Raw genomic sequence first — 17,285 nt, 5'->3', positions numbered from 1 at the left:
CGCCACGGTACCGCGTCGCCGCTCGCCGCGGGGAGACCCGGGCGACCTGTGGCGCGCACATCGTGGTGGACGGACAACACAAGTTGACGGTCACGTAGACCGTACCGACGACAGAGACGGCTCGCGACCGGGGGCCGGGCAGCGTGAAAGGGCATGGTGAGACTCGGTGAAGGGAACCGTGGGCGAGTTGGGGGAGTTCGGGCTCATCAGAGAGCTCACCTCCCGGCTCACCTCCACTCCGGCCGTACGGCTCGGCCCTGGCGATGACGCCGCGGTCGTGTCCGCTCCGGACCGCAGGGTCGTGGCGAGCACCGACATCCTCCTGGAGGGGCGGCACTTCCGCAGGGACTGGTCCACGGCTTACGACGTGGGCCGCAAGGCCGCCGCGCAGAACCTCGCCGACATCGCGGCCATGGGCGCCGTGCCGACCGCGATCCTGCTCGGCCTGGTCGTTCCCGCCGAACTGCCCGCCAGCTGGCCGACCGAGCTGATGGACGGTCTCAGGGACGAGTGCCAGGTCGCGGGCGCGGCTGTCGTCGGCGGCGACGTCGTCCGCGGCGACACGATCACCGTCTCGATCACCGCGCTCGGTGATCTGCGCAACCACGAGCCGGTCACGCGCGCGGGTGCGCAGCCCGGCGATGTCGTCGCCGTCACGGGCTGGTTGGGCTGGTCCGCCGCAGGGCACGCGGTGCTCTCCCGCGGCTTCCGCTCGCCGCGCGCCTTCGTGGAGGCCCACCGCAGGCCCGAACCGCCGTACCACGCGGGCCCCGCGGCCGCCGGGCTCGGCGCGACCTCCATGACGGACGTGAGCGACGGGCTCATCGCCGACCTCGGGCACATCGCCGAGTCCAGCAAGGTGCGCATCGACATCCGCTCCGGAGACGTCGACGTGCCCTCGCAGATGAACGACATCGGCCAGGCCGTCGGCGTCGACCCGCTGCAGTGGGTGCTCAACGGCGGCGAGGACCACGCGATCGTGGCGACGTTCCCCGCGGACGTGAAGCTGCCCGCCCGCTGGAAGGTCATCGGCGAGGTCCTCAACCCCTCGGCGCTGCCCCAGGTGACCGTGGACGGCGCCCCGTGGACCAGCAAGGGCTGGGACCACTTCGGGGACAACGGAGACGCCGAGTGACCGCGCCGCCGCGGGTGCTCACCGTCGCGGGGTCCGACTCCGGGGGCGGCGCGGGCATCCAGGCCGACCTGAAGACGATGCTGGCCCTCGGCACGCACGGCATGAGCGTCATCACCGCCGTCACGGCGCAGAACTCCCTGGGCGTACAGGGCTTCTGGGAACTTCCGGTGGAGGCGGTGCGGGCCCAGTACCGCAGCGTCGTCGACGACATCGGCGTACAGGCCGTGAAGACCGGCATGCTCGCTTCGGCCGAACTGGTCGAGGCGGTCGCCGAGTTGATCGCGGGCACGGACGCGCCGGCCGTCGTCGACCCGGTCGGTGTCTCCAAGCACGGCGACTCGCTGCTCGCCGCCTCCGCGCTGGACTCCGTCCGTACGAAGCTGCTGCCGGTCGCCACGGTCGCGACGCCCAACCTCGACGAGGTGGCCCAACTGACCGGTGTCGAGGTCGAGTCCGAGGACGGTCTGCGGCGCGCGGCGGCAGCCGTCCTCGCGTACGGACCGAAGTGGGTGCTCATCAAGGGCGGCCATCTCCGCGGTGACGCCGTGGACTTGCTCACCGACGGCTCCGAGGAGCACGTGCTGCGCGCGCCGCGCCACGACAACCGCCACACGCACGGCACGGGCTGCACGCTCGCCGGCGCGATCGCCTCGCAGCTGGCGAAGGGGCAGAGCGTGCCGGAGGCCGTCGCGGCCGCCAAGGAGTACGTCACCGGGGCGATCGCCGCCGGATTCGCGCTCGGCGGCGGGATCGGCCCGGTGGATCACGGCTGGCGGTTCAGGGAGGCGTAGTCCCGCGCGGGCTGCCGCTGCCCCGGCGCGTAGTCCTTGAGCGCGAGGTCGCTCGCGGCCTTCTCCGTCAGCCTCTTGAAGAAGCCGGCCAGGAAGCGGGAGCTGAGCACGCGGTACGCCCGGTCGCGGCTGCGGATCTTCTTCTCGGTCGGTGGCGCGAGGAAGGGGCCCGTGTTGTCCGAGATCTTCTGGCAGCCCTTGGCATAGTCGTGGATCTCCGCCTCGTACGCGGCGAAGGCGACCCGGTGGTCGCCCCGCGCGGCCGCGAGCTCCCCGGCGAGGACGTACGCGCACACCAGCGCCGTGCCCGTTCCGATGCCGCCCATCGTGGCGCCGTACCCGGCGTCCCCGAGAAGGACCACGCGGCCCTTTGAGAGCCGGTCCACGTGGATCTGGGCGATGGCGTCGAAGTACAGGTCCTCGGCGCCCTCCAGGCCGTCCAGCGCCTTCGAGGCGTGCTTCCAGCCCATGCCCGCGAACCGCTCCGCGAGGATCTTCTTCTGCCGCGCGGTGTCGTGCCGGTCGAAGTCGAGCCGCTCGGACCGGAAGACCAGGCCGACGCCCGCCCTCTTCGGGTCGCCGTCGTAGTTGCTGAACATGACGGTACGGCCGGGCTCGCTGTAGAGGCGGGCGGTGCGGTCCAGGCCCAGGTGGTTGGGGACGTCGAAGCCCGCCACGTAGTAGCCCAGGAACCGCAGGTACCGCGACTCGTCGCCGAAGGCCAGGCGGCGTGTGTTGGAGTGCAGCCCGTCGGCGCCGACGACGAGGTCGAAGCGGCGGGGAACGCCGCGGTCGAAGGTCACGTCGACGCCTTCGGAGTCCTCGGTCAGCGAGGCGATGGAGTCTCCGAAGACGTACTCCACGCGGTCCTTGGTGCGCTCGTACAGGATCTTGGAGAGGTCGCCGCGGAAGATCTCCACGTCACCGCTCATCAGGAACGCGGGCAGATCCACCCGCTCCGTGTCGTCGGCCTCGACGATGGTCTGGCGGCCCATGTGCGTCTGCCTGCGGTGGACCTCGTCCCAGATCCCCATGCGCTGGAGCACGGTGCGGTGCACCTCGCCCCGGAAGTCGACGGCGAAGCCGCCCTCGCGCAGGGCGGGCGCCTTCTCCAGGACGGTGACGCGGGCTCCGTAGCGGGCCAGCCACAGGGCGAGGGCGGGGCCCGCGACGCTGGCGCCGGAGATCAGGACGTTCAGGTGGGTGAGGTTGTGGGTGGGGGGTTGTGGGGTGCTTGTCCGAGGGCTGCTTGTCCGACGGGCGCTCGTCTGAGAAGTACTTGTCCGACGGGTACTTGCCTGAGGAGTGCTTGCCTGAGGAGTGCTTGCCTGAGGAGTACTTGCCTGATGGGTACCTGTCTGAGGAGTGCTTGTCCGACGGGTGCCTGTCTGAGGAGCGCGCGTCTGCTTCGTCATGTCAGGAAGCCTCGGGGCGGCCGCTGACCGTACGCCTACCGTTCCCTTACCGCCGCTGACCGCAGGCTCCGACCCCGCTCGAAGGCCTTCTCGTACGCCTGGGGGGAGAGCCGCGCGCGGGCCGCCTCCTGGAGGGGTACGACATCGGGGTCGTCGGCGATCAAGGTGCCGCGCAGGCCATGGGCGGCGCCCAGGAGCAGGGCGGTCTCCTCCGGGTCGGTGGCGGTGGCCGCCAACGCCTCGGCGACCTCGGCCAGTTCACCGATCCCCGCGGTGAGGACGCCGGTGCCCGAGGCCTGCATGTCGGTGCCCGAAGCCAGCACGCGGGCCTGCTCGAACCAGTCGGCGGCTTCCCGCGCGCGGGACTCGGCGAGCGCGGTCCTGCCCAGGCCGACCAGGATCCGCACGCTCTCCGCGAGGCTGAACCAGTTGGCGGCGCACGCCTCCAGAGCCGCTTCGTAGTGCTCACGCGCGCGTGCCGTGTCGCCCGACAGACGGGCCACGTCCCCGAGTCCGCGCCGCGCGGTCGCCACCTTGTCGGGGACGCCCGTGGTGCGGGCGAGAGCGGCGGCGTGCGTGAAGTGGGCGGCGGCCTGATCGAGGTCGCCCTGGTGCAGCAGGACCGTTCCGCGCTGATGCAGCAGATCGGCGGTCTCCTCGGGGGCACTCAACTCCCGTACGTGTACGAGACCTTCGTCCAGCAGCCGCAGGGCGCGCTCCCGGTCGCCACGCCAGTCGGCGAACATTCCCAGCGGATCCAGGCAGTTGGCCATGCCCCAGCGGTCGCCGGTCGTACGGAAGCCCTCCAGGGCGCGGGCGAAGGCCGCCTCGGACGCGTCGGGGCGGCCCGTGAACAACTCCTGGAAGCCCTGGCCGATGTCGAGCAGGGCCACACCCCAGGGGTGGTCGCCGACCTGATCCCGCACCCGGTCCTCCATGGCACGCGCCGGCCCGCCCGCGATCGACCAGAGCACCACCAGGTACGGCAGCCGCAGGGGCCCTTCGAGAGCGGCGAGCAGGCTGTCCGCGCGCGTGAGGCGCTCCGGTTCGGCGGGGTCGTCGCCGGTCCCCGCGATCGTGTTGATCAGGCAGAGGACGTACTCCTCGGCGAGGCCCTCCGGCGGTTCGGTGCCCACCGCGTCGAGGAGTTCGAGGGCGAGCGAGGTCCGCTCTCCGTAGAGGCCGCGCAGCCGCCAGAACCAGGAGAGCGCGGCCATCAGCCGGAGCCCGCCGAGCGGTTCGGTGCGGATCAGGTGGCGCAGTGCGGCGTCCAGGTTGCCCTGCTCGGCGCCGAGCAGGGCGAGCCAGGGCAGTTGCTCGCGCCCGCGCAGCCGTGGCTCTGCGCGCTCGGCGAGGAGCAGGAAGTGCGCGGCGTGCGCGGCCCGCAGGCGGTCCTCCTCGCCCGCGTCGGCCAGCTGCCGGGCGCAGAACGCGCGAATGGTCTGCAGCATGCCGTAGCGCCCGTCGGTCACTTCGAGGAACGACTTCTCCGCGAGGGAGGCGAGCAGGTCCTCCGGGTACGGGATCCCGCAGACGGCCTCCACGGCGTCGAGCGTGGCCCCCGAGGAGAACACCGTCAGACGGCGGGCCAGCTCCCGCTCCTCGTCGTCGAGCAGCTCCCAGCTCCACTCCACGACCGCGTGCAGGGTGCGGTGCCGGGGCGCCTTCGTGCGGTCGCCCCGCGACAGGAGCCGGAAGCGGTCGCCGAGGCGGGCGGCGAGCTCGTCCAGGGTGAGGGTGCGCAGCCGGGCGGCGGCCAGCTCGATGGCGAGCGGGAGGCCGTCGAGGGCGGCGCAGATCTCGGCGACGAGCCGGTCCCGGTGCTCGACGTCACGACTCTTGTCCCGGTCCCGGTCCCGGTCCATGTCCCCGTCCCGGTCCCGGTCCTTGTCCATGCCCTGGTCCCGGTCGCGGTCCATGCCCGTGTGTGCGTCCCGGTCCACCCCCGTTCGCATGTCCCGGTCCACGTCCACGCGCGCGTAGTGGTCGGCCAGGTCCGGACGTACGGCGGCAGCCCGGTCGGCGAAGAGCCGGGCCGCGGGCCCTGCGGCGAGCGGCGGCACCGGCCACAGGACCTCGCCCGTGATGCCGAGCCCCTCACGGCTGGTGGCCAGCACCCGCACGCCGGGGCAGGCCCCGAGCAGCAGCCCGGCGACCCGTGCCGCGTCGTCGACGAGGTGCTCGCAGTTGTCCAGGACGAGCAGCAGCTCACGGCCGCGCAGCGCGGACAGCAGCCGCTCGGTGGTGTCACCGCCCTGGGTGTGGAAACCGTCCCGTACGCCGAGGGCGGTGAGGATCGCGTACGTGACCCCGGCCCCGTCGGCGAGCGGCGCCAGCTCCACGTAACAGACGTCCGGCAGCGCACGGGCGGCCTCGACCGCGAGCCGCGTCTTGCCCGCGCCGCCCGGACCGGTGAGCGTGACAAGACGGGCCCCGGCCAGCAGGGCGCCGATCCTCGCGAGCTCGTCGGAGCGCCCGATGAACCGTGTCAGCTGCGCGGGCACGCCCCGCTGCCGGGCCGGCTCCTGGCCCTGGAGCAGCTCCAGGTGGAGTGCGGACAGCTCGGCGGAGGGATCGGCGCCGAGTTCGTCCGCGAGGGTGCGCCGCGCCTCCTCGTAGACGGTGAGGGCCTCGGCCGGGCGCCCGCCCGCGTGCAGCGCCCGCATCAGCTGCCCGTGGAGCCGCTCGCTCAGCGGGTGCCCGGCGATCAGCTCCCGCAGCTCCGGTACGAGCTCGGGGCCGCCGCCCAGCGCGAGATCCGCGTCGACGCGGTCCTGCGTGGCGGCCAGGCGCTGCTCTTCGAGGCGGGCGACGAGAGGCCCCGCGTCCGGCAGGTCGGCGAGGGCAGGGCCGCGCCACAGGCCGAGCGCTTCCCTCAGGAGTGCGGCGGCCCGCGGCTGGTCTCCGGAGCCGAGCGCCCGGCGCCCCTCGCGGGCCAGGCGTTCGAAGCGATGCAGGTCGACGTCCTCGGGGGAGACGGCGATGCGATAGCCGGTGGGGACCGCCTCGATCGCCGGGCCTGGGCCCAGGCGCTTGCGCAGCCGGGAGACCTGGGACTGCAGGGCGTTCGCGGCACCCGCGGGCGGCTCGTCCCCGTAGAGCCCCTCGGTCAGCCGCTCCACGGAGACGGCGCGGCCCGCGTCCAGGAGCAGCAGCGTGAGCAGCGCGCGGGGGCGGGGCCCGCCGGGGTCCAGGGGGGTGCCGTCGGGGGAGCGTACGTCGAGGGGGCCGAGGATGCCGAAGCGCATCCCCAAGATTCTGGCAGGCTCCACGCGCGCGTGGGGCGGGCGAGCGGGCATGCGAAGAAGGGCATACGGAAAGGGCATACGAAAAAGCCGGCTCCCCGAAGGGAACCGGCTGATTCAGCAACCAGCTAGGTGGCCGCGCTGGCGTCAGCGCGAGACCTTGCCGGCCTTGATGCACGAGGTGCAGGCGTTGAGGCGCTTCGGCGTCCCGCCGACCACGGCACGCACACGCTGGATGTTCGGGTTCCAGCGACGGGGCGTACGGCGGTGCGAGTGCGAGATGTTGTTGCCGAAGCCCGGCCCCTTGCCGCAGACGTCGCAGTTGGCAGCCACGGGTCACTCCAAAGACTTCAGATGCACTTACGGTTAAACCCGGCATGCCGGGATCAGTGCAATGATCGGAGTGGCGTTGCCAGGAGGAATGGCCCGATGCGTATCGGGCAACCGGAGCAGCATACAACGACTGCTTCGGTACAACGAAACTACCATGGCTCGCCCGGCCCCCGCCCCGGGGCCTCTGTTCACCCTGGGTCTACGCTGCGTCCATTCCGGATGGTCAAGGAGGCGAACAGGTGCCGCAGAACCTCGACGCGGTCGCGGTGCGCGCCTGGTGCCGACTGACTCTGGACGCGCTCGGCAGGGCCCGCGAGGAGATCGACTCCATCAACGTCTATCCGGTCGCGGACGGGGACACGGGGACGAATCTCTATCTGACCGTGGAATCCGCCTCACAGGCCGTCGACGCGGCGTTCACGGGCCATGAGCCCGCCCTGCCCTCCCTGGCCGAGACCGTGCGCGCGATGGCGCACGGAGCGCTCATCGGCGCCCGTGGGAACTCGGGCACGATCCTGTCGCAGCTGCTGCGGGGGATGGCCCAGGTCATGGGGGGACCGGAAGGCGGCCCCGAAGGCGAACCCGGGCGTGAGGCGGATCACGTCGACGGGCGGACCCTGGCCCTCGCGCTCCGACGGGCGGCGGACCTGGCCTACCAAGCCGTCGCGCACCCGGTCGAGGGCACCGTCCTGACGGTGGCGTCAGCGGCGGCGCGGGCCGCCGCTGACGCCGACGGCGACTGCGGGGCGGTCGCGCGGGCCGCGTACGAAGGAGCCTGCGCGGCCCTGGAGGCGACGCCCGGACAGCTCGCGGTCCTGGGCCGCGCGGGAGTGGTGGACGCCGGCGGGCGTGGACTCGTCGCGGTGCTCGGGGCGCTGGTGGGCGTCCTGTCGGGCGCGACAGTGGTCCTCAAGGGCGCCGAGGGCGGCCACGCACGCGTGGAGGCCGTCGAGTGCGAGGACCTGCAGGCGGACACAGGCGGCCCCGCCTTCGAGGTGATCTACCTCCTGGAGGCGGACGACACCGCCGTCGCCCGGCTGCGGAACCGGCTCGACCGGCTCGGCGACTCACTCGTCGTGGTCGGCGGCGACGGGCTCTGGAACGTCCACGTCCATGTCGACGACGCGGGCGCGGCCGTCGAGGCGGGCGTGGAGGCGGGCCGCCCGCACCGCATCCGCATCACGCACTTCGGAGCGGGCGACGCGCACGCCACCGCGCAGCCGCCCCGGGAACGTACGCAACGAGCCATCGTCGCCGTCGTGCCGGGCGAGGGCCTCGCCGGGCTCTACGGCGAGGCGGGGGCGACCATCGTGCCCGCGCGCGCGGGGGAGCCGCCCGCGAGCGGCGAGCTCGTCGACGCGATCCGGCGGGCGCACGCCCACGAGGTGGTGCTCCTGCCGAACGACGGCGAGCTGCGCCACACCGCGGCCGCCGCGGCGGAACAGGCGAGGACGGAGGGCGTGCGCGTCGCGCTGATCCCCACCCGCTCGGCGGTCCAGGGCATCGCTGCGCTCGCCGTGCACGAGCCGGAGCGCCGCTTCGACGAGGACGTCGTCGCCATGACGTCGGCGGCCGGCGCGACCCGGTACGGCGAACTGGCCGTCGCCGAGCGGCAGTCGTGGACCATGGCGGGCATCTGCCAGGCCGGGGACGTCCTCGGCCTGATCGACGGCGACGTCGCGGTGATCGGATCCGAAGTGGCGCCCACCGCCGTCTCGGTGCTCGACCGCATGCTGTCGGCGGGCGGCGAGATGGTCACGCTCGTGCTCGGCGACGACGTGCCCGAGACCGTCGCGGAGCACCTGGAGAAGCATGTGCGCGAGGCGTATCTGGCGGTCGACACCGTGGTCTACCGCGGTGGCCGCCAGTCGGCGCTGATGCTGATCGGGGTGGAGTAGAGCCGCGGTGAGCGGCGGATCCGGGACACGTACGCCGGATTGTCAGTGGCGTGGTGTGCAATGGATCTCGTGCCTGCGCTCGAAGAACCCCTGAAGAAAGTGGTCGGCCCCGCCACCGCGAAGGTGATGGCCGAGCACCTCGACCTGCACACGGTCGGCGACCTCCTGCACCATTACCCCCGGAAGTACGCGGAGCGGGGCGAGCTCACCCGCCTCGCCGAGCTCCCGCTGGACGAGCACGTCACGGTGGTCGCCCAGGTCGCGAGCGCACGCATCCTGAAGTTCAACGGCGGCAGGGGCCAGCGCCTGGAGGTCACGATCACGGACGGCAGCGGCCAGGTCCAGCTCGTCTTCTTCGGTCGTGGCATCCACAAGCCGCACAAGGACCTGCTGCCCGGCACCCGCGCGATGTTCGCCGGCAAGGTCTCGGTCTTCAACCGCAAGATGCAGCTGGCCCACCCGGCGTACGAACTGCTCAAGGGCGACGGCGACCAGGTGGGCGAGGCCGTGGGTTCCTGGGCCGGTGCCCTCCTGCCGATCTATCCGGCCACCGCCAAGCTGGAGTCCTGGAAGATCGCGAAGTCGGTCGACATGGTCCTGCCCAGCGCCCAGGAGGCCGTGGACCCGCTGCCGCCCGCCCTGCGCGACGGGCGCGGGCTCGTCCCGCTCACCGAGGCGCTCCTGAAGATCCACCGGCCGCACTCGAAGGCGGACATCGCCTCCGCCCGCGACCGCCTCAAGTGGGACGAGGCCTTCGTCCTCCAGGTCGCCCTGGCCCGGCGCCGGTATGCCGACGCACAGCTGCCCGCCGTCGCCCGCAGGCCCAAGGAGGGCGGCCTCCTCGACGCCTTCGACGCCAAGCTGCCCTTCACGCTCACCGAGGGGCAGCAGAAGGTCTCCAAGGAGATCTTCGACGACCTCGCCACCGAGCACCCGATGCACCGCCTCCTCCAGGGCGAGGTCGGCTCCGGCAAGACGATGGTGGCCCTGCGCGCCATGCTCGCCGTCGTGGACGCGGGCGGGCAGGCCGCGATGCTCGCGCCCACCGAAGTCCTCGCCCAGCAGCACCACCGCTCGATCGTGGAGATGATGGGCGAGCTCGCCGAGGGCGGGATGCTCGGCGGCGCCGAGCAGGCCACCAAGGTCACGCTGCTCACCGGCTCCATGGGCGCGGCGGCCCGCCGCCAGGCCCTGCTCGACCTGGTCACCGGCGAGGCCGGCATCGCCATCGGCACGCACGCGCTGATCGAGGACAAGGTCCAGTTCCACGACCTCGGCCTGGTCGTCGTCGACGAGCAGCACCGCTTCGGTGTCGAGCAGCGCGACGCCCTGCGCGGCAAGGGCAAGCAGCCCCCGCACCTCCTGGTCATGACGGCCACCCCCATTCCGCGCACGGTCGCGATGACGGTCTTCGGCGACCTGGAGACCTCCGTCCTCGACCAGCTCCCCGCGGGGCGCTCGCCGATCGCCAGCCATGTCGTCCCCGCCCAGGACAAGCCCCACTTCCTCGCCCGTGCGTGGGAGCGCGTGCGCGAGGAGGTGGAGAACGGCCACCAGGCGTACGTGGTCTGCCCCCGCATCGGCGACGAAGGGGACGACGAAGGGGCGCCCAAGAAGGGCAGGAAGAAGTCCGCAGAGGAGAAGGCGGAGGAGGCGGCCACCGCCGAGAAGCGGCCGCCGCTCGCCGTCATCGAGGTCGCCGAGCAGCTCGCGCGCGGCCCTCTGCAGGGCCTGAAGGTCGAGGTCCTGCACGGCCGCATGCAGCCCGACGACAAGGACGCGGTGATGCGCCGCTTCGCCGCGGGCGAGACTCAGGTCCTGGTCGCCACGACCGTCATCGAGGTCGGGGTCAACGTCCCGAACGCCACCGCCATGGTGATCATGGACGCGGACCGCTTCGGCGTCTCCCAGCTCCACCAGCTCCGCGGCCGCGTCGGCCGCGGCTCCGCCCCGGGCCTGTGCCTCCTGGTCACGGACATGCCCGAGGCCAGCCCGGCCCGAGGCCGCCTCGGCGCCGTCGCCTCGACGCTCGACGGCTTCGAGCTCTCCCGCATCGACCTGGAGCAGCGCCGCGAGGGCGACGTACTCGGCCAGGCCCAGTCCGGTGTCCGCTCCAGCCTGCGCATGCTCGCCGTCATCGACGACGAGGAGGTCATCGCGGCCGCCCGTGAGGAGGCCGTCGCGGTCGTCACCGAGGACCCCGACCTGGAGCACCTGCCCGCGCTGCGCACCGCCCTGGACGCCCTGCTCGACGCCGAGCGCGAGCAGTACCTCGACAAGGGCTGACGACCGTGCACGCCATATCGTGGGGTGAGCCCACCAACGTGGCGCATCCCCAGCAAGAAGGACTCAGATGACCCGCGTGATCGCCGGCGAGGCCGGCGGACGCCGCCTCGCCGTCCCGCCAGGGAACGGCACCCGCCCCACGTCCGACCGCGCGCGGGAGGGCCTGTTCTCCACCTGGCAGGCACTGCAGGGCACGCTCGACGGGGCACGCGTACTCGATCTGTACGCGGGATCCGGCGCCGTGGGCCTGGAGGCGCTGTCCCGCGGCGCCGCCCACACCCTGCTCGTCGAGGCGGACGCCAGGGCGGCACGCACCATCAGGGAGAACGTGAAGGCGGTGGGCCTGCCCGGCGCCGAGGTCAGAGCGGGCAAAGCCGCCCAGATCGTCCAGGCGGGGGCTCCCACCACCCCGTACGACCTGGTCTTTCTCGACCCTCCGTACGCCGTCGAAGATGACGATCTTCGAGAGATCCTCCTCACACTCCGCTCGGAACGCTGGCTCACGGACGACGCGCTCGTCACCGTTGAACGCAGTACAAGAGGCGGAGAATTCGGCTGGCCGGAGGGATTTGAACCCCTCAGGTCCCGTCGCTACGGCGAAGGGACGTTTTGGTACGGTCGCGCCGCCTCTACGTGCGACGACTCAGTGATCGCGCCATGACCGGACCGGAGAGCGAGGGACTCACGTTGCGCCGCGCCGTCTGTCCGGGGTCTTTCGACCCCATCACCAATGGACACCTCGACATCATCGCCCGCGCCTCCAAGCTGTACGACGTGGTGCACGTCGCGGTGATGATCAACCAGTCGAAGAAGGGCCTCTTCGAGATCGAGGAGCGGATCGAGCTGATCCGCCAGGTCACCGCCGACTTCGGCAACGTCGAGGTGGAGTCCTTCCACGGCCTCCTCGTCGACTTCTGCAAGCAGCGCGACATCCCGGCCATCGTCAAGGGCCTGCGCGCCGTCAGCGACTTCGACTACGAACTCCAGATGGCCCAGATGAACAACGGCCTCTCGGGCGTCGAGACCCTGTTCGTGCCGACGAATCCCACGTACAGCTTCCTCTCCTCCTCGCTGGTCAAGGAGGTCGCGGCCTGGGGCGGTGACGTCGCCCACCTGCTGCCGCCGCTGGTCCACGAGGCCCTGGTCGAACGCCTGGGCAAGAAGTGACCCCTGTGCGTACCTCCTGACAGTGCGTCACCCGGTGTCGGGCGGGCGGCCGGTGGCCTTACAGTCGTCCCGTCCGTCTCCCAACCAGCTGTAGAGAGTGGCGAGCCATCGGTGGACGTGCAGAAGAAGCTCGACGACATCGTCGAGGCGATCGGCAGCGCCCGGTCCATGCCCATGTCGGCCTCGTGCGTGGTCAACCGCGCCGATCTGCTCTCGATGCTCGAAGAGGTCAGGCAGGCCCTGCCCGGCTCCCTGGCCCAGGCCCAGGAGCTCATCGGCGGCCGTGAGCAGATGGTCGAGCAGGCCCGCCAGGAGGCGGAGCGGATCATCGAGACCGCGCACGCCGAGCGCGGCTCCCTGATCTCCGACACGGAGGTCGCCCGCCGCTCCCAGGGCGAGGCCGAACGCATCCTCGCCGAGGCCCGCCAGGCCGCCGAAGAGGTCCGCGTCGAGGCCGACGACTACGTGGACAGCAAGCTCGCCAACTTCGAGGTCGTCCTCACCAAGACCCTCGGCTCCGTCGGACGCGGCCGCGAGAAGCTCCTCGGCACCGGACCCGGCCTCGACGAACAGGGCTACGAGGACGAGGACGCCCCCGAGCGCAGCCACGACCCCGAGACCCTGCGCCGCAACGCCGACGCGTACGTCGACGCCAAGCTCGGCGCCTTCGAGGCGGTCCTCGCCAAGACCCTGGAGGCGGTCGGCAAGGGCCGCCAGACCCTGCACGGCCGCGCCCCCGCCGACGAGCTCGGCAGCCTCTCGGAGGGCGCCGCCACCCAGGGGCACACCACCGACGCCGAGTACCTCGCGGACCTCGCGGGCCCCACGCCCGCCGCGGAGCCCGCCGCCCCGCAGCAGCCGGCCCAGGCCCCGCCGATCCCGGCCCAGCAGCCGTACGCGCCGCCGCAGCAGCAGCCCGACCCGTACGGGTACCAGCAGCAGGACCAGTACGCGTACCAGCAGCAGGCCTATGGCCAGCAGGACCCGTACGCCGCGTACCAGCAGCAGGATCAGTACGGGTACCAGCAGGGCTACGAGCAGCAGCCGCAGTACCAGGCCCCCGCGCCCGCGGCGCTCGAGGAGACCAGCCTCTTCGACACGACCATGATCAGCGCCGAGCAGCTGCGCCAGTACGAGCAGGGGCGCTAGGGGCGCATCGGGGCCGGATTGGGCCGAGAGCGAATGGTCAAGTATCCTGGCTCTTCGGTCGCGCATACGTCCGCGACTTCGGCTGCCCACCCAAGCCTCATTTCTGCGGCATCAGTGCGGCGGCCCTCCTATGGACCTCCAGGATTCGAAAGCAGGAAAAGCCCTGAGCACGCGCCTCGACCACCGCAACCCCCTCGTGTTCGACACACACGAGCTGGGTCGGCGTCCCGGTGCCATGCAGCGGCTGACCCGCGAGATCGAGGCACCGGCTTCGCCGGCGTCCTTCGGCATCGAAGGCGTCATCGGGGTGCCGCAGGGCGCCCCGGTCGAGCTGGAGATCCGCCTTGAGTCGGTCATGGAAGGGGTGCTTGTCACAGGCACCGCCCGTGCATCGGCCGAGGGGGAGTGCGTAAGGTGTCTGGAGCCGCTCGAGCTGGAGCTCGACGCGGACTTCCAGGAGATGTTCTCGTACCCTGACGCCGACGACCGGGGCCGCACCGCGGAACCGGCCGACGACGCCGAGGAAGACGAGGACAGGCTCTTTCTCGAGGACGGCATGTTCGACCTCGAGCCTGTGCTGCGTGATGCGGTGGTGCTCGCACTGCCGATGCAGCCGGTGTGCCAGGACGACTGTCCGGGCCTGTGCTCCCAGTGCGGGGTGCGGCTCGCGGACGACCCGGACCACCACCATGACGCCGTCGACATCCGTTGGGCGGCTTTGCAGGGACTCGCTGGCACCATCCAGGACGGCGAGAAGGACGAGATGAGCGGCGCCGAAGCGGAAGCGGGCGTCGACGAGAAGCAGGAGAAGTAGCCGTGGCTGTTCCGAAGCGGAAGATGTCGCGCAGCAACACGCGCCACCGCCGGTCGCAGTGGAAGGCTGCGGTCCCCACCCTGGTTTCGTGTGAGCGTTGCCAGGAGCCCAAGCAGCAGCACATCGCGTGCCCGAGCTGCGGCACCTACAACAAGCGCCAGGTCCTCGAGGTCTGAGCGGCTGGTGAGAGGCACCGTGTCTAGCCCCAAGAAGGCGGAAGACGCCAAGAAACTGGCGGAGACAACGGCCTCGTCCCACACGCTTCTGGAAGGGCGGCTCGGGTACAAGCTCGAGTCCGCCCTTCTGGTGCGCGCGCTGACCCACCGTTCGTACGCGTACGAGAACGGCGGCCTGCCGACGAACGAGCGCCTGGAGTTCCTCGGGGACTCCGTGCTCGGCCTCGTCGTCACGGACACGCTGTACCGCACCCACCCCGACCTGCCCGAAGGCCAGCTGGCCAAGTTGCGGGCCGCGGTGGTCAATTCGCGTGCGCTTGCGGAGGTCAGCCGTGGCCTCGAACTGGGCTCCTTCATCCGGCTCGGCCGGGGCGAAGAGGGCACCGGAGGCCGGGACAAGGCATCCATCCTCGCCGACACCCTCGAAGCGGTGATCGGCGCGGTCTATCTGGACCAGGGTCTGGACGCGGCGGGCGAGCTGGTGCACCGGCTCTTCGACCCGCTGATCGAGAAGTCCTCGAACCTGGGTGCGGGCCTGGACTGGAAGACCAGTCTCCAGGAGCTCACCGCGACGGAGAGCCTCGGCGTGCCCGAGTACCTCGTCTCGGAGAGCGGACCCGACCACGAGAAGACCTTTACTGCTGCCGCCCGCGTCGGAGGCGTCTCGTACGGCACCGGCACCGGCCGCAGCAAGAAGGAAGCGGAGCAGCAGGCCGCCGAGTCCGCGTGGCGCGCGATCCGTGCCGCCGCGGACGAGCGGGCGAAGGCGGCGGAGGCCGCCGCTGCCGCGCAGTCCGAGGGGACCGCCGACACCCCCTCGGCCTGACGCCGCATATCCTTTGATGCCGGTCGCCCCTTCGGGGGCGGCCGGCATCTGTGCTGGAGGAGACCATGCCCGAGTTGCCCGAAGTCGAAGTCGTCCGCCGTGGCCTGGAGCGCTGGGTCAGCGGTCGCGTCGTCACCGATGTGCAGGTGCTGCATCCGCGTGCGGTGCGGCGGCACGTCGCGGGCGGCGAGGACTTCGGCGCCCGGCTCAAGGGGCACCGGATCGGGCTCGCCCAGCGGCGCGGCAAGTATCTGTGGCTGCCGCTCGCCGACTCCGCGCAGTCCGTCCTCGCCCATCTGGGCATGAGCGGTCAGCTTCTCGTGCAGCCCCAAGAGGCGCCGGACGAGCGGCACTTGAGGATCCGCGTGCGGTTCGCGGACGCGCAGGGCACCGAGCTGCGCTTCGTCGACCAGCGCACCTTCGGCGGGCTCTCGCTGCACGACACCACCGCCGACGGACTCCCCGACGTCATCGCGCACATCGCGCGCGACCCCCTCGACGACGCGTTCGACGACGCGGCCTTCCATCTCGCGCTGCGCGCCCGTCGTACGACGATCAAGCGGGCGCTGCTCGACCAGTCGCTGATCAGCGGCGTCGGCAACATCTATGCGGACGAGGCCCTTTGGCGCTCGAAGCTGCACTACGAACGGCCCACCGGCGCCTTCACGCGCCCGCGCACGGCCGAACTCCTGGGCCACGTACGGGATGTGATGAACGCGGCCCTGGCCGTCGGCGGCACCACCTTCGACAGCCTCTACGTCAATGTGAACGGCGAATCGGGCTACTTCGACCGGTCGTTGGACGCCTACGGCCGTGAGAACGAGCCGTGCCACCGCTGCGGAACCCCGATCCGCCGGCGCCCCTGGATGAACCGGTCCAGCTATTTCTGCCCGCGCTGTCAGAGGGCGCCGCGCGCCTCGTCGTAGCGCTCCTGGGCCGTGAGGACCTCGTCCTGCCGGGCCTCCACGAAGCGGATCAGCGTCAGCAGGCGCTCGGCGATCTCGTGTCCCAGCGGGGTGAGGCGGTAATCCACGCGCGGCGGGTTGGTCGGCTGCGCGTCGCGGTGCACCAGGCCGTCGCGCTCCAGCGCGTGCAGGGTCTGGGACAGCATCTTCTCGCTCACGCCGTCGACGCGGCGGCGCAGTTCGTTGAAGCGGAACGTGCCGTCGTGCAGCGCGCCGAGGGTGAGCGCCCCCCAGCGTCCTGTGACGTGCTCCAGCGTGCTCCGCGACGGGCACTGCCGGGAGAACACGTCGTACGCCATGTCCGTGGAATCCATGCAGACACCATACTCCCGCGCAGCGCTCACCAGCGGGTTGCGCTAACCAAAAGTTAGTGCTTTCCTTCTTCTCGTGCCCGCCGGGCCTCCGGCGATCCCACAGGCATGACCTCTCACAGCTGTGACCTCCCACAGCCATGACCTCACGAGGAGTACGCCCGTCATGACCAGCCCCGTTGTCGCCATCGCCTACCACTCCGGCTACGGCCACACCGCCGTCGTCGCCGAGGCCGTCCGTGCCGGTGCCGCCGATGCCGGCGCCACCGCTCACCTGATCAAGGTCGACGAGATCACCGAGGCCCAGTGGGAGCTGCTCGACGCCGCCGACGCGATCGTCTTCGGCTCGCCCACCTACATGGGCACCGCTTCCGGCGCCTTCCATGTCTTCGCCGAGGCCACGTCCAAGCGCTGGTTCGCCAAGGCCTGGCACGACAAGCTGGCCGCCGGGTTCACCAACTCCGGTTCCAAGAGCGGCGACAAGCTGCACACCCTGCAGTTCTTCCAGACGCTCGCGGCGCAGCACGCCATGCACTGGGTGAACCTCGGCCTGACGCCGGGCTGGAACTCCACCACGGGTTCGGAGAACGACCTCAACCGACTGGGCTTCTTCTCCGGAGCCGCCGCCCAGACCAACTCCGACGAGGGTCCGGAGGGCGTGCACAAGGCGGACATCGCCACGGCCGAACACCTCGGCCGCCGCGTCACCGAGACGACGCGGGTCTTCCTCGCGGGCCGGGCGGCCGTCGCGGCCTGACCCCGCGCCGCCCGGGG

General features: G+C 71.6%; 16 protein-coding genes. 12 read left to right on the top strand and 4 right to left on the bottom strand.

The annotated features are described in order from the left end of the window. Positions 1-166 precede the first annotated feature (166 nt). A complete protein-coding gene (locus AB0B50_RS35915; protein ID WP_362340027.1) occupies positions 167-1,135 on the top strand; it encodes a thiamine-phosphate kinase in 969 nt (322 codons plus the stop codon). Beyond that, a complete protein-coding gene (gene thiD / locus AB0B50_RS35910; protein WP_362340026.1) occupies positions 1,132-1,926 on the top strand; it encodes a bifunctional hydroxymethylpyrimidine kinase/phosphomethylpyrimidine kinase in 795 nt (264 codons plus the stop codon). Before AB0B50_RS35915 ends, thiD begins: the two co-directional genes overlap by 4 nt. Here thiD and AB0B50_RS35905 read toward each other — a convergent pair. The 3 genes from AB0B50_RS35905 to rpmB form a co-directional block, all read right to left on the bottom strand. Next, positions 1,899-3,341: an FAD-dependent monooxygenase gene (locus AB0B50_RS35905; RefSeq protein ID WP_362340025.1), complete on the bottom strand. Its 1,443-nt coding sequence runs from the start codon at positions 3,339-3,341 to the stop codon at positions 1,899-1,901. The genes thiD and AB0B50_RS35905 overlap by 28 nt on opposite strands. 35 nt (positions 3,342-3,376) lie before the next feature. Then, a complete protein-coding gene (locus tag AB0B50_RS35900) occupies positions 3,377-6,589 on the bottom strand; it encodes a BTAD domain-containing putative transcriptional regulator (RefSeq protein ID WP_362340024.1) in 3,213 nt (1,070 codons plus the stop codon). 144 nt (positions 6,590-6,733) lie between these two features. Then, complete coding sequence (gene rpmB / locus AB0B50_RS35895) at positions 6,734-6,919, bottom strand: 50S ribosomal protein L28 (protein ID WP_030195073.1); 186 nt, start codon at positions 6,917-6,919, stop codon at positions 6,734-6,736. A 239-nt stretch (positions 6,920-7,158) separates the two neighbouring features. On the opposite strand from rpmB, the gene AB0B50_RS35890 reads away from it, so the two are divergent. The 9 genes from AB0B50_RS35890 (at position 7,159) to mutM (ending at position 16,161) form a co-directional block, all read left to right on the top strand. After that, the gene (locus AB0B50_RS35890; protein WP_362340023.1) at positions 7,159-8,817 is read left to right on the top strand and encodes a DAK2 domain-containing protein; all 1,659 of its coding nucleotides are present in this window, start codon (positions 7,159-7,161) and stop codon (positions 8,815-8,817) included. A gap of 60 nt (positions 8,818-8,877) precedes the next feature. Then, a complete protein-coding gene (recG, locus tag AB0B50_RS35885) occupies positions 8,878-11,103 on the top strand; it encodes an ATP-dependent DNA helicase RecG (RefSeq protein ID WP_362340022.1) in 2,226 nt (741 codons plus the stop codon). A gap of 67 nt (positions 11,104-11,170) precedes the next feature. Further along, positions 11,171-11,764, top strand: coding sequence for a 16S rRNA (guanine(966)-N(2))-methyltransferase RsmD (gene rsmD / locus AB0B50_RS35880; protein ID WP_362340021.1), 594 nt, complete (start codon positions 11,171-11,173; stop codon positions 11,762-11,764). 26 nt (positions 11,765-11,790) lie between these two features. Beyond that, positions 11,791-12,270, top strand: a complete 480-nt coding sequence (gene coaD, locus AB0B50_RS35875) for a pantetheine-phosphate adenylyltransferase (RefSeq protein ID WP_193433174.1) — start codon at positions 11,791-11,793, stop codon at positions 12,268-12,270. Positions 12,271-12,381: 111 nt separating this feature from the next. Next, complete coding sequence (locus AB0B50_RS35870; RefSeq protein WP_362340020.1) at positions 12,382-13,419, top strand: cell division initiation protein; 1,038 nt, start codon at positions 12,382-12,384, stop codon at positions 13,417-13,419. Between the two features lie 130 nt (positions 13,420-13,549). After that, entirely contained in the window at positions 13,550-14,233 is a 684-nt protein-coding gene (locus tag AB0B50_RS35865; protein ID WP_362340019.1) for a YceD family protein, read from the top strand. Positions 14,234-14,235: 2 nt separating this feature from the next. Then, a complete protein-coding gene (gene rpmF / locus AB0B50_RS35860; RefSeq protein ID WP_026165248.1) occupies positions 14,236-14,409 on the top strand; it encodes a 50S ribosomal protein L32 in 174 nt (57 codons plus the stop codon). Positions 14,410-14,416: 7 nt separating this feature from the next. Beyond that, a complete protein-coding gene (gene rnc, locus AB0B50_RS35855; RefSeq protein ID WP_362340018.1) occupies positions 14,417-15,235 on the top strand; it encodes a ribonuclease III in 819 nt (272 codons plus the stop codon). Positions 15,236-15,300: 65 nt separating this feature from the next. After that, positions 15,301-16,161 carry a bifunctional DNA-formamidopyrimidine glycosylase/DNA-(apurinic or apyrimidinic site) lyase gene (mutM, locus tag AB0B50_RS35850; RefSeq protein ID WP_362340017.1) on the top strand — a complete coding sequence of 287 codons (861 nt, stop codon included), beginning with the start codon at positions 15,301-15,303 and terminating at the stop codon, positions 16,159-16,161. Here mutM and AB0B50_RS35845 read toward each other — a convergent pair. Continuing rightward, positions 16,134-16,514 (bottom strand): helix-turn-helix domain-containing protein, encoded by a 381-nt coding sequence (locus tag AB0B50_RS35845; protein WP_362340016.1) that lies wholly within the window; start codon positions 16,512-16,514, stop codon positions 16,134-16,136. The two genes, mutM and AB0B50_RS35845, sit on opposite strands and share 28 nt — an antisense overlap. 163 nt (positions 16,515-16,677) lie before the next feature. On the opposite strand from AB0B50_RS35845, the gene AB0B50_RS35840 reads away from it, so the two are divergent. Continuing rightward, on the top strand, positions 16,678-17,268 hold the full coding sequence (locus tag AB0B50_RS35840) for a flavodoxin family protein (protein WP_362340015.1): 591 nt from the start codon (positions 16,678-16,680) through the stop codon (positions 17,266-17,268). Positions 17,269-17,285 lie beyond the last annotated feature (17 nt).

It is taken from the genome of Streptomyces sp. NPDC041068 (assembly GCF_040647455.1).
GTDB lineage: Bacteria > Actinomycetota > Actinomycetes > Streptomycetales > Streptomycetaceae > Streptomyces.
Note: the sequence above shows the minus strand (reverse complement) of the source record. Positions and strands in the feature narration are given on the sequence as shown.

What these genes read in the sequence shown, in the direction of transcription:
- AB0B50_RS35905 (WP_362340025.1), bottom strand. Translation starts at nt 3,341, where the DNA reads ATGACGAAGCAGACGCGCGCTCCTCAGACAGGCACCCGTCGGACAAGC.
- AB0B50_RS35900 (WP_362340024.1), bottom strand. Translation starts at nt 6,589, where the DNA reads ATGCGCTTCGGCATCCTCGGCCCCCTCGACGTACGCTCCCCCGACGGC.
- recG (WP_362340022.1), top strand. Translation starts at nt 8,878, where the DNA reads ATGGATCTCGTGCCTGCGCTCGAAGAACCCCTGAAGAAAGTGGTCGGC.
- rsmD (WP_362340021.1), top strand. Translation starts at nt 11,171, where the DNA reads ATGACCCGCGTGATCGCCGGCGAGGCCGGCGGACGCCGCCTCGCCGTC.
- AB0B50_RS35865 (WP_362340019.1), top strand. Translation starts at nt 13,550, where the DNA reads ATGGACCTCCAGGATTCGAAAGCAGGAAAAGCCCTGAGCACGCGCCTC.
- mutM (WP_362340017.1), top strand. Translation starts at nt 15,301, where the DNA reads ATGCCCGAGTTGCCCGAAGTCGAAGTCGTCCGCCGTGGCCTGGAGCGC.
- AB0B50_RS35845 (WP_362340016.1), bottom strand. Translation starts at nt 16,514, where the DNA reads ATGGATTCCACGGACATGGCGTACGACGTGTTCTCCCGGCAGTGCCCG.
- AB0B50_RS35840 (WP_362340015.1), top strand. Translation starts at nt 16,678, where the DNA reads ATGACCAGCCCCGTTGTCGCCATCGCCTACCACTCCGGCTACGGCCAC.